The sequence below is a fragment of the Polaribacter sp. R2A056_3_33 genome (assembly GCF_019278485.1).
Taxonomy (GTDB): Bacteria; Bacteroidota; Bacteroidia; order Flavobacteriales; family Flavobacteriaceae; genus Polaribacter.
In genome coordinates, this window is sequence record NZ_CP058984.1 from 1,915,563 (window position 1) to 1,927,883 (window position 12,321).

General features: G+C 31.9%; 9 protein-coding genes. 5 read left to right on the forward strand and 4 right to left on the reverse strand.

Annotation, left to right across the window (positions count from 1 at the left end; all coding sequences use genetic code 11):
- The first annotated feature begins 131 nt into the window (after positions 1–131).
- Positions 132–2,609: a T9SS type A sorting domain-containing protein gene (locus H0I29_RS08075; protein WP_218755032.1), complete on the forward strand. Its 2,478-nt coding sequence runs from the start codon at positions 132–134 to the stop codon at positions 2,607–2,609.
- Positions 2,610–2,677: 68 nt separating this feature from the next.
- Here H0I29_RS08075 and purE read toward each other — a convergent pair whose 3' ends face one another.
- Genes purE through H0I29_RS08090 form a run of 3 tightly spaced genes read right to left on the reverse strand, consistent with a single transcriptional unit; the run spans position 2,678 to position 4,820 of the window.
- On the reverse strand, positions 2,678–3,157 hold the full coding sequence (gene purE, locus H0I29_RS08080) for a 5-(carboxyamino)imidazole ribonucleotide mutase (protein WP_068449301.1): 480 nt from the start codon (positions 3,155–3,157) through the stop codon (positions 2,678–2,680).
- Positions 3,158–3,211: 54 nt separating this feature from the next.
- A complete protein-coding gene (locus tag H0I29_RS08085; protein ID WP_218755033.1) occupies positions 3,212–4,375 on the reverse strand; it encodes a 5-(carboxyamino)imidazole ribonucleotide synthase in 1,164 nt (387 codons plus the stop codon).
- 58 nt (positions 4,376–4,433) lie between these two features.
- Positions 4,434–4,820 (reverse strand): Rieske 2Fe-2S domain-containing protein, encoded by a 387-nt coding sequence (locus H0I29_RS08090; RefSeq protein WP_218732306.1) that lies wholly within the window; start codon positions 4,818–4,820, stop codon positions 4,434–4,436.
- Positions 4,821–5,047: 227 nt separating this feature from the next.
- Here H0I29_RS08090 and greA point away from each other — a divergent pair, with 227 nt between their 5' ends.
- The 3 genes from greA to H0I29_RS08105 all read left to right on the forward strand — a co-directional run bounded on the left by greA (position 5,048) and on the right by H0I29_RS08105 (position 6,543).
- Positions 5,048–5,521: a transcription elongation factor GreA gene (greA, locus tag H0I29_RS08095; RefSeq protein ID WP_068449307.1), complete on the forward strand. Its 474-nt coding sequence runs from the start codon at positions 5,048–5,050 to the stop codon at positions 5,519–5,521.
- 259 nt (positions 5,522–5,780) lie between these two features.
- Positions 5,781–6,170, forward strand: coding sequence for an HIT family protein (locus H0I29_RS08100; RefSeq protein WP_218755034.1), 390 nt, complete (start codon positions 5,781–5,783; stop codon positions 6,168–6,170).
- A 22-nt stretch (positions 6,171–6,192) separates the two neighbouring features.
- Entirely contained in the window at positions 6,193–6,543 is a 351-nt protein-coding gene (locus tag H0I29_RS08105) for a hypothetical protein (protein WP_218755035.1), read from the forward strand.
- Positions 6,544–6,740: 197 nt separating this feature from the next.
- Here the strand turns inward: H0I29_RS08105 and H0I29_RS08110 are convergent, their stop codons facing one another.
- Positions 6,741–11,678, reverse strand: coding sequence for a T9SS type A sorting domain-containing protein (locus H0I29_RS08110; protein WP_218755036.1), 4,938 nt, complete (start codon positions 11,676–11,678; stop codon positions 6,741–6,743).
- 147 nt (positions 11,679–11,825) lie between these two features.
- Here H0I29_RS08110 and H0I29_RS08115 point away from each other — a divergent pair, with 147 nt between their 5' ends.
- Entirely contained in the window at positions 11,826–12,194 is a 369-nt protein-coding gene (locus H0I29_RS08115; RefSeq protein WP_218755037.1) for an HIT family protein, read from the forward strand.
- Positions 12,195–12,321 lie beyond the last annotated feature (127 nt).

The following is a 12,321-nucleotide window of genomic DNA, read 5'->3' on the forward strand; positions in this document are numbered from 1 at the left end:
TATCAATTTTATGCTTGTAATCAGTAAAAAAACTTCTATTTACCGAATAAATAATTAACTTTATCCAATTTTTACAAAGTAAGGTTTATTTTAGAGTTACCTTTATCTTAATATTTAATATCCCCCTGATTATGAGAAGCGTATTTATTAATTTTATAATAATTTTAATTACTTATTGTAGTTATGGACAGACAGCTAATGATGGTCTATATTTTGATGGTGTAGATGATACTGTAATAGTTCCAAATACTACAAATATTAACAGTACAGTAACTAATAACAGAACTTATGAAACTTCTTTTAAAGTTGAAGATGCAACTTCCTCTACAAAACAAGTTATAATGAAAGAAGGAGGTGGTACAAGAGCTGTTATTATATATGTAGAAAGTGGCTATTTATATGTAGGGGCTTATAATAGAACAGATTATACACCAATATGGAATGGTACTTTTTATAGGGAAGCTATTTTATCAAATACTTGGTATCATGTGGCATTGGTGTTTGACAATGCTATAGCTGCTAATGCAACTAGTAACCCAATGACGGCTACTTCAAATAATGCTTTAAAATGGTATTTAGATGGTGCTTTAATGGGGCAAATTTCTGGCTATCAGTTAGGAAGCCATAATTCAATAAGGTTAGGGTATAAAAATGAAACTTTGCGTTTCCCTTCTTGTGGAACATGGACAGTCACTGGTATGTCTGAGTATTGTTTTAATACAATTGCAAATGATGATGGTGGCGATGAATATTATTTTAAAGGATACATTTGGGGGTTTAGAGTTTGGAATGATGTAAGAACAATTACAGAACTTGTAGATTATAGGACAGACATTGTAACAACTGTTGGTACTAATGATTTGGTTGCTGCTTTAGATGGAGATTCATTTACTTATTTAAATAGTTCTGATGTTGCTGCAGAAGCAACGGTGTCTGCAGTTCCTACAATTATTTGGAGTGGAACAGCTGCATCAACAGATTGGAATACGGGTTCTAATTGGATTGGAGGTATTGTGCCAAATTCATTAATAAAAGAAAGAGCACAAATACAGACTTCTAATAATTACCCAGAAATATCAACACACATTGTTGTAGGAGATTTAATAGTTGATACTAATGCTAGTATAACGGTTAATGCAGGAGGAACGATGGAAGTTTCTTATGATTTAACAAATAATGGTACTATTACTGTTTTAGATGATGCTAGTTTAATTTTAAGAGAAAAAAAAGCTGGTTTAAATACAGGTACATTTAACATTCAAAAAGTTACTCCAACGTATTCTAGCAATAAATTCTTTTCATATTGGAGTTCTCCGGTTATTAGTTCAGATTCTAATATTGCTACTGTTTTTCCAGATGCATCTAACATTTATAAGTTCGATGCAAGTGTTTCAAATTCAGATTGGGTTGCTACTGGTGCTGCAGATTTTAATACAGGTATTGGATATGCGGTTCGTAATGAAAGTACTGGAGGGCAATTAAGAACTTTTTCTGGTAAAATTAATGAAGGTGATATAGAAGTAGATATATACAATACGTCTAATTTAGAAGGTTTAGATTTTGATGGAGTAGTTTGGTCTACAAGTGGAGATAATTTAGTAGGAAATCCATATCCTGCAGCAATAGACTGGGAGTTGGTTATTAATGATCCAGATAATAGTGAAATTGAAGGAACAATGTATCTTTGGGATCAGAATTCTGTTCATATAGGTGAAAATAGACAAGCAGATTATATAGAATATAATAAAACAGGTGGTTCAACTCCCACAGTAAATAGTGTTATAGGTTCTGGTCAAGGTTTCTTCATAAAAACAACAAGTTCAGATTCTAATTTAAAAATCACTTTTAAAACTACGCATCAAGTAGAGGGGTTAAATACTAAATTTCTTAAAAGCAATGAGGTTAGTGCTAATAGTATAAAAAAACAAGGGCGCTCTTGGTTTACTTTTAATCATAATGATATAACAAAAACATTATTGATCGGTTTCTTAGAGGGTGCAACAGATAAGTTTGATAGGTTGTATGATGCTCCTTTTGATGTAGAGAAGACATCTATGGGGTTTTACTCGTTTGTAGAAGATGTACATAAAGCAAGTATACAAGGTTTACCTGTTTTAAAAGAGGATACTAGAACAATTAGGGTAGGGTTTGTTGTAGATGAATTAGGAGATTATTCTTTAGGCATACAAGAAGAACAAATAGAAGAAGCTTACAATATTTATTTATTAGATACAGAAAAAGGAGTTACTGCAGATTTAAAGCAGTCAGAATATAATTTTACTGTTGATGCTGTTGGAGAAAATAATACAAGATTTAAAGTTGTTTACACTAAAAATAAGTTAAAAACATTAAGTGCAGATTCATATGAAATGGATGCAAACAAATTTTTGGTATATCTTAATGAAAGAAAAGAATTAATAGCAACATATAATAATAGTGCAGATGATATAAATGAGGTTTCTGTGTTTAATGTTCAGGGAAGAAAAGTAGCCTCTTTTAAAGGAGAACAGAAAATGAATACTTCTAATCTATCATCAGGAGTGTATATTGTAAGTGCTAAACTACAAGATAATAGAAGCTTAAATAAAAAAATAGTGCTTGTAGATTAGTCATAAAAAAAAGACATAAAAAAACTCAGAATTTTATAAAATTCTGAGTTTTTTTATTTTAAAAATAATTATTTTCTAACTCTTTCTGAAGCTTGATTTACTTTTAATTTTAATTCTTCTTTGTAAGCGATTATTTTATTTAAAATAAGCTCGTCTGAAGCACCAATAATTTGCGCCGCTAAAATACCTGCATTTTTTGCGCCATCTAAAGCTACAGTTGCAACTGGTACGCCACCTGGCATTTGTAAAATAGATAAAACAGAATCCCAACCATCAATAGAGTTTCTACTCTTTACAGGAACTCCAATTATTGGTAATGGACTCATAGAGGCTACCATTCCTGGTAAATGTGCTGCGCCACCTGCTCCAGCAATAATTACTTTAATACCTCTTTTGTGTGCATTTTTAGAGTATTCAACCAGTTTTTCTGGAGTTCTGTGAGCAGATACAATATCTACTTCTATTTTAATATCAAAACTCTCTAAAATGTCTATTGCTTCTTGCATTATTGGAAGATCAGAATCGCTTCCCATTATTATTCCTACCATATTTTTTCAATTATCAATCATCAGTTATCATTAATAACTGATGATTGTTTGATGTTAATTATTTTTACTAATAACTCTAATCGTTTCTTTTACCTCTTGTGCTACTTTTCTAGCAACTTCAATATCTTTATTTACAATAGTAACATGTCCCATTTTTCTAAAAGGACGTGTTTCTTTTTTTCCGTAGATATGTGGCGTAACACCATCAACCTTTAAAATTTCTTCTATGTTTTCATAAATTACATCACCAGAAAAACCTTCTTCACCAACCAAGTTTACCATAATTCCGGCAACTTTACTATCTGTATTTCCTAACGGAAGATTTAATATTGAGCGTATATGTTGTTCAAATTGATTGGTATAACTTGCCTCAATAGAATAATGCCCAGAATTATGAGGTCTTGGAGCAACTTCGTTTACCAAGATTTTATCATCTACGGTTTGAAACATTTCTACAGCCAATAAACCAACAAAATCTAAATCGCTTACTACTTTTAAAGCTATTTCTCTCGCTTTTTCTGCTACTTTATCATCTATTCTTGCAGGGCAAATTACATATTCTACCTGGTTTGCTTCTGGGTGAAATTCCATTTCTACAACTGGGTAGGTTTTTACTGCACCAGCAGCGTTTCTAGCTACAATTACTGCCAATTCATTTTTAAACGGAATCAGTTTTTCAGTAATACATTCAACATTTGGTAAAGATTCTAAATCTTCTATATTTCTAACAATTTTAACACCATTACCATCATAACCAAAACGAGCCGCTTTCCAAACAAAAGGAAAATCTATCGTATTATTTTCATAGGAATGTTTAATCTCTGTGGAGTGCGCAAAATGAGAAAATTCTGCAGTAGGAATCTCATGATCTACATAAAAATTCTTTTGTCTTGCTTTATTTTGAATAATGCGTAAATCTTTCGGTTTCGGAAAAATGGTTAAACCTTCATCCTCTAGTTTGTCTAAAGCATCTAAGTTTACATTTTCAATTTCGATAGTTAAAACATCTACGGTTTTACCAAAGTTGTAAACAGCATCAAAATCTAATAAATCTCCAACCACAAACGTGTTACAGATTTCTGCACAAGGTGCGTTTTTATTCGTTTCTAAAATAGAAGTATGAATGTCTAATTTTTGAGTTTCTGCTAAAAGCATTCTACCTAATTGACCTCCACCAAGAACGCCTAATTTAAAATCTGAAGAATAATAGTTTTTCACGTTGAGAATTGTTGTGTTTAGGCAAAAATAAGCAACTCAATTTAACTAATCTACAATTTTAATTTCTTATTTGAACCCCATCACTTCCAATTAGGTTCACAGTGTACATTAACATGCCACATCCTTCTTCTCCAATTAGTTTTCCACCTTGTAAATAATTATAATTTCTATCATGGCAAGTACAAGTTATAATTGGTGCATTTGTAATAATATCTAGGGGTGCATTGCAGTTCCTATCTGGACATTCTAAATCAAAAGCTATAAAATCTGAAGCATTATTTCGAATAATATGTATTTGTCTACCACCAATTGAATATGTATTGCTAGTACCATTAATAGTTAACAATTGGTATGATGGAAGCCTTGTGTTTAAAACTTCAGAGACATTTACATCTAAAAAACAATCATTAATTTGTGTGTTATCTGAGCATGATAAAACAATCATTGAGCAGCAGAATAATACTATTTTTTTAATCATACAAAAGTTTCATTTTATTTAAAACGTTAGCAAGTTACAAATATTTTGTATATTTGTTATTCAATCTCATTCCTGTTAGGGCAATGGGATTTTTTAATATAAACCCGTGTTGGGTTTTTTTAGTGTAAAAGCAACTTGTTTTTAATAAAATTAAGAAGTTATTAAATTGAGGTTAGAAATTAAAATAAAAAAAAATGAGCGAGATATCTTATTATTCAGCAGAAGGATTAAAGAAATTGAAAGATGAATTGGTGCAACTAGAGCAAGTTGAGCGCCCAAGAGTAACTACAGAAATTGCAGATGCACGAGATAAAGGAGATTTAAGTGAAAATGCAGAATACCATGCTGCAAAAGAAGAACAATCTCACCTAGAATTTAAAATTGCCAAGTTAAAGAATGTTATTTCTAGTGCAAGAATTATAGATGAATCTCAATTAGATACTTCTAAAGTATTGATTCATTCTATTGTAAAAATAAAAAATGTAGCAAACAAAATGGAGTTTTCTTACACGTTGGTGGCAGATTCAGAAACCGATGTTAGAAACGGTAAATTGTCTGTAAACTCTCCAATTGGTAAAGGTTTGTTAGGTAAAGAAGTTGGTGATGTTGCAGAAATTAAAGTACCAAACGGAATTATGAAATTCGAAATTGTAAATATTTCTAGATAGTTTTTTTAGAAGCTATTTCCTGCTTTCCGTTGTATCTTTTTTTAAGAAAAATAAAAAAAGGATGCCACTTCAATCAGGGCTACACTCCTTTGCAGGCTTTTTGGCTTTCTTAAAAAAAAATAGACTTTTTATACAAGTTTCCATTATAAATTCGGGTTTTAGCATTGCTAGAACCCGAATTCTTTTTTTACCTTTACTACTGTTTGTCAGGTCGAGTATAGTTTAGATCTAATTTATAAATCAATTCAATAAAAAAAAAATGAGCATTTTCACAAAAATAATAGAAGGAGAAATTCCTTGTTACAAAGTAGCAGAAGACGATAATTATATTGCTTTTTTAGATATCAACCCCAATGCAAAAGGGCATACTTTAGTGGTGCCAAAAAAAGAAGAAAACAAATTATTCGATTTATCTAAAGAAGATTATTTAAGTCTTATGGATTTTTCTTACCGAGTAGCAGAAGCCTTAGAAAAAGCAGTTTCATGTAAAAGAGTTTGTATGAGTATTATTGGTTTAGAAGTGCCACATGTACATGTACATTTAGTACCAACAAATGCAATGGAAGATATTCAGTTTACTAAAAAAGTAAAGTTAACAAATGATGAATTTGTTGCTTTAGCTGCAAGTATTTCATCAAAATTTGAATAAAGACTAATAACTCTAATTAAAAATGAAATACGCTGAATTTATTGTAGAATCTAATAAAATTGAGTTTTTAAATTCTTTTTTTGGAGTTGAAAGTGTTTTGTTAAATGGAAAAATAATATCTAAGAAGTTCTCTTTTTCTGGAATTAAGCATAAAGTAAAACTAAAATCTAGCGATTTAACATTAGAATCAAATTATAAACAATTCGATAAAAAAGAAATTATACTTGAATTGAAAAATAATGAAGAATTGTTAGATAAGCGAATTGTAGAAACGGACAAAAAACAACGTTTTTATTGGATGTTAATAGGAATGGTTTTAGGTTTTTGTATTTATAAAATATTAGATTTCTTGCTTGAAAACTATACTGTATAAATTACAAACAATTAGTTTGCAAAGAAATTTAGCCCTGATTGAACGGTCTGTTTGAGCTCTTTTTTATGCTAAACTTGTTTTAGTATAAAAAAAGCGAGTAGTGAAAGCGGGAAATAGCTTCTAATAAAAAACCCTACTATTATATATAGTAGGATTTTTAACGATTAGAAATTAGTTTTTATTTTTCTTAAAATAAATTATTCTACTACTATTTTTTTAGTAACTCTTCCATTTTCTGTATCAATATTTACAATGTAAATAGATTCAGAAATAGTATTAATTTTCAATCTATTTTGGATTGTATTGGTTTCAATAGTATTCCATTCAGCCACTTTCTGACCTAATAAATTAAATAAAGCTACCTTTTTTAATTCTAAATTACTGTTGTTATTAATTACAATTTCTTTAGTATTGTTGTCTAAATAGGCAGTAACTTTATTTTCTAAAATAGCATCTTCTACACCTAATGTTGTGGTTTTAGAAAAAGCAAGTACAAAACGATCTGTATACGTTCCTTTTACAAGTGTAAAGTCAATAGTTTTACTATTAAGAGAATAAGATGTATTTGTTAATTTATCTGTTAAATAAACGTCTCTGTCAATCGCATTCCATTCATCTATACCAATTGTTACTTGTCCGTTCTTAGATATTACTAATTCTAAAGGGATTTCTAAATCTTCAGAAATGCTTTGTACACCAGTAATTACATACTTTTCATCAGTATTTGGAAACTTCCAATAGATATCAGTCGTTCCTACATCATAAATTTCTGTGTCATATCCTTTGTCAAAATCAAAAGAGTTATTGTTTTTAAATGAAATAGCTAATTGCCTGTGTAGGTTTAAATTTTCATCATTAGTATAACTCATTCCAAGTTTAATAATAGGCAATGTATTTGTGTGGCTTGCAGATTTTTTGTTTTCACTTTTAAAGAAATAAGAATTGTTTCCTTCTTGGATATACTCTCTTTGGCTATTGTTAAATTGAATGTTATCTGCACCTGTAGAGGCAGCATCGTCTCCTTCTATAAAAAATCCTTGTCCAATTGCTATAAAGGCTTTTGGTTCTGTATAAGAACCGTTACCTAAAGTTGGTGTGCCGTTATCACTATTATTGTTGATAGATACACTAGTTGCCGCAACTCCACCAGATAAGTTTCTTACTCCATATCCGCCTATATATCCTCCAAAATTATGTCCTTCAGATCCATTGCTAGAAGCTTTTTCACCTGCATGTTCCCAGAAATATAAACTTCCGTTAGTGGTCTCTAAATTATCTTCTATAAACTTTTTAGCACTGATAGCAGATGCATACGGATTACCAATTAAATAAGAATCTCCTGCACTAATAGTGGTTGTTAATGTTCCGTCTTTAGGTGTACCAACAAACGTATAATTCTGTCCATTTGTAATCTGATCTAAACTACCTGGTCCTTTAAGTAGGAATCCATCTGTTTGCGAAATGGTGCCTTCTTTATACTTATGTAACCAATTAGATCTTCCGTCTGCTGAGGCTGCATAGGTATATACCCAATATTCAGCGATTTCTATGGGTGATTTTGTATAGTCACCATCATAACCTGCTACAAAAGTAATCTCTTTAGCTATATTAGAGCTTCCGTTACCAATAGTAGAGGTTGCGTCTAATGGGTTTGTACCATCTTTTAAAACACTAGCAACCGTAAAATTGGTTTCTCCAATTGTATTTACCGGAGAACTTAAATAGTTATATCTGTATTTACTTGGTACGGTAGAATTTTGATCTACTAATAATTTTCCATCACCAGTTACTTTGGCTGTTGTTTCGTGGGTTTGTATTAGTTGCGATTTGTTGGTGTCATCAGAGCTAATTAATCGTATTTGATCGGTCGAATTTGTAATTTCAACCTCATGAGTAACTACTAGTAAATTGTCTGTAATACTAAGTATACTGTTTCTAACTTCTAGTTTTCTTGCGCTTAATTTATCAGAAGTACTAAAGTCTTTAAAAATTTGGACCTTTCTAGATCTGTCAGGGTATCCGCTAGACCAAGCGGTATTTGATCTTCTAGTACGTCCAAAGTTATGCAAACCAGGTCTTATATTAGCGGCGTCATCTGCATTAGCAATTTCAGATAAAAGTGGCGCATGTGCATGACGTTCTATGGCATTATCATTTGCTGCATCTGAATACGTAATAATAGTATCATCTATAAAAGCAACCCATTCATCTTCTGTATAGGTTGTGTTTGGTACTAAAGTTTCATCTATACGCACGTAACTTGTATTGTCTGCAATAGCACTTACAACATCTACTCTTCCGTTCCAAGCATTACTTACTGTACCTCTGGTAAGTACTAATACATCATCTGCATCAGAAAAATCTACTACGTTTGCATTAGTAATAGGTGTGCCTAGAGCATTGTTTAACGAAGTATTACTAGTATTATTAGTAATTAAAATAGTATTACCTGGTGAAATAGCTGCTGTATTTGCAAAAATTACAGGAGTTGTTGCTGTTGTTGGGTCAGATCCATCTTTAAATAAAGCTAACGTTGCTGCATTTATACCAACAATATTATTTTCATCTATATTTGTAATTTCTACCCAATGTTGTGTGCCTGTAGTATTAGTATACACTTGTGTTATCATTGGTATACCACAAGCTTTTAATGCTGCATCTAAAGCATAAGTAGTGTACATTGATGAGTAATTGATGACTGCTGCATCTGTGTCTACATCTTCTAAGCTATTTGCTAATCCATTGGCACCAACTAGGTCTTGTGTAGTATCTATAACTGCATTTGCTATATTGGTTATTATGGTTGTTGTATTATCTGTATCTAAATTACTTACAGGCGCTTCTTTAAATGTAGTTGGCACATTTGCTTCTATTGCATCTGGGCAACCGTCTCCATCAGAATCTAAATCTAAATGGTTTGGTATACCATCATTATCTTGGTCAAAAATGGATTGTACTTCAGTATCATCATCTCCAATAGCTGCATTAGCATCATCGTCATCTAAATAAGCAGGTACACCATCACTGTCATCATCTGCTAATGGATTTAATCCGCCTGTTCCTGTTTCATCAACATCTAAAACACCATCATTGTCATCATCAATGTCATAAATATCTGCGATGCCATCTCCATCATAATCTCTTAAAACATTAAAAGAAACAGATGGTGAATCTGTAGTGGTATTATCATCTACTTGATCTTGTGTATTTGTAGCTGTGTTTACTTTAGCAGAAGTAGTGCTAATACCTGTCATTGCATCTGCTTTTGCTACAATTGTAATGGTTTCTACTTGCCCGCTTATAAGGTCTCCTACAGTCCAATTAGGAGCTGTCCAAGAACCTATACTTGTACTTACGCTAGTAATTGTTAAACCATTAGGAATAACATCTGAGATATTAACATTTGTAGCCGCATTTACACCTTTACTTTCTACTGTAATTTTAAAAGTAATGGTTTCTTCTTCTAGAATTTCGGTTTTGTCGGCAGTTTTGGTTACCACAATATCTGGGTTACAATAGTAAGCAGATATTGGCTGAGAATCATATGAGCAACCTCCTTTAGTAACACGTACATAATAATCTCCAGATGTTGTAGGGGTGTATGTATGGTCTGTTGCTCCTGGTACTAAAACACCATTATCATACCATTGGTAAGATTCAAAATTTTTAGTAACGACTTCAATAGTACCGCCTGGTAAACAACCTCCACCTGTAACAGCTAATTCTGTAACAGGTACAGTGTCAAATCCAGAAAAATACCCGGCAATTCCTCTAGCACTATTAAAGCCTATAAACCCAACAGCTATGGGGCCAGTAGAATTTACAGAAACGTCTCCTGTAAGTCCTGTAATATAAAATGTTTTCCATTCGGTAGTACCTGAAACAGTTTCTTCTAGGGGTAGAGTAATTTGAGTAGCATCGTCATAAACCTCAATAGCTGAGTTTGGTGTTGTAGTTGATGCTATAATAAATAAACCTCCGGATGCTGGAAGTCCAGCAATATCTTCTATATTAGAAATGTGATCCATGGTATCTGGTAATAAACAGTTTACTGGGGCTACGAAATTTAAACCTACTGTATTAGGATGATCGGCTCCGGAAATAACTTGATAGGCATATACGTTTTTTGTAGTTGCTATGTGCATGTTTTTACCTGCAGTGGTACCAGAATATTTAGAAGAGGGTACTTCGGCATACTCTCCAACACCAATTGTAGCAAAAGGCGAAGTCTCATCATTTACATAAATCTCTGTATTTGCTTGCGTTCCTATAATGATCACAAACTCATTAGTGGATCCTCCATTACCACGCACAAAAATATATTCTTTACCTAATTTATCTTCTGGTACAGGTTGGTCGGCACCAGCATCTCTAGCTCCTCTATTAGTGACACCAAAATTGAACATTCCGTTACTGATGGCTATGTCTTTATCAGATACAATAGATGCACCAATCCAACCATCAATGTTGGCTGCGGCACCGTCTTTAGCTGCTTCAAGTACATAAGATTGCCCTTTATTTAATGTAATGTTTATAGTGCTAGAACTAATGCCGTCTATTGCAGTTGGAGATCTAAACCTACAAGCTGTATCGTAACCACTTATTGTTATCGAGGTATTGTCTTCTGTAGCCATAATACCTAATGTTGCATTAACAGTACTATGGCTGGATTCAATTGGTGCGCCTCCCCATTTAAATTTTTGACCTAAAGCAGCTCTACCTTTAGAGGTAATTGAAGCTGCTTGGCTTCCAGATCTTCCTCTGTAATTCACATAAAATTTTTCTCCGCTTGCAGATTCAAAACGTAAGCCTCCATCAGATAACACGATTCCTGTGTGTGCATCACTTACTAGGGTTATATCATTGTCTCCTGAGGCTGGAGAATAGGTTTGTGGGGTAGATTTTGATAGTGATAAAGTAGCAAGTTCTGTAGTATTAGTACCTCTATATATTTTTACATCGAAACTAGAAATTTCTGGTGTAGATAAATAGATGGTTTGTTCCTGAATTGCTGCGTTATTAGCAGACTGTTTTAATGGCGGTAGGTAGTGTAAATCGCTTAATTGGCTATAACCAACCTGTGTTATGGTTAATAAAATAATACTGATAACTATTTTATATAAACTTTCTCTCATTTTGGGGGGATTTAGAGTGTTTTATTTTATAATAATGCTAATATAATAATAATATAAGTTATTGTAAGATAAAGGCTTAAATACTTTAGAATATTATTAATTGATTTTACTTTATAAGGTAGATATACAGTTAGTTACTTCTTTTATATGAGGATAGCACTTTATTTTAAAAGAGCTGTAGAAGACGATAATTATATTGCTTTTTTAGATATCAATCTAAATGCCAAAGGTCATACTTTGGTAGTTCCAAAAAAGGAAGAAAACAAATTATTCGATTTATCTAAAGAAGATTATTTAAGCCTTATGGATTTTTCTTACCGAGTTGCAGAAGCCTTAGAAAAAGCAGTTTCATGTAAAAGATTTTGTATGAGTGTTATTGGTTTAGAAGTGCCACATGTACACGTACATTTAGTACCAACAAACGCAATGGCAGATATGCAATTTAGCCAAAAAGTAAAATTAACAAATGATGAATTTGTTGCTTTAGCTGCAAGTATTTTATCAAAATTTGAATAAAATAAAAAAGGGGGTAAAAAAGAGGTTTTTAAATGTCTTTTTTTATAATTCACATTATAATATTTTCATAAAAAAAAACCACGTTTTCTTTTATGAAAACGTGGTTTTAAATATTCAATCAAAAATA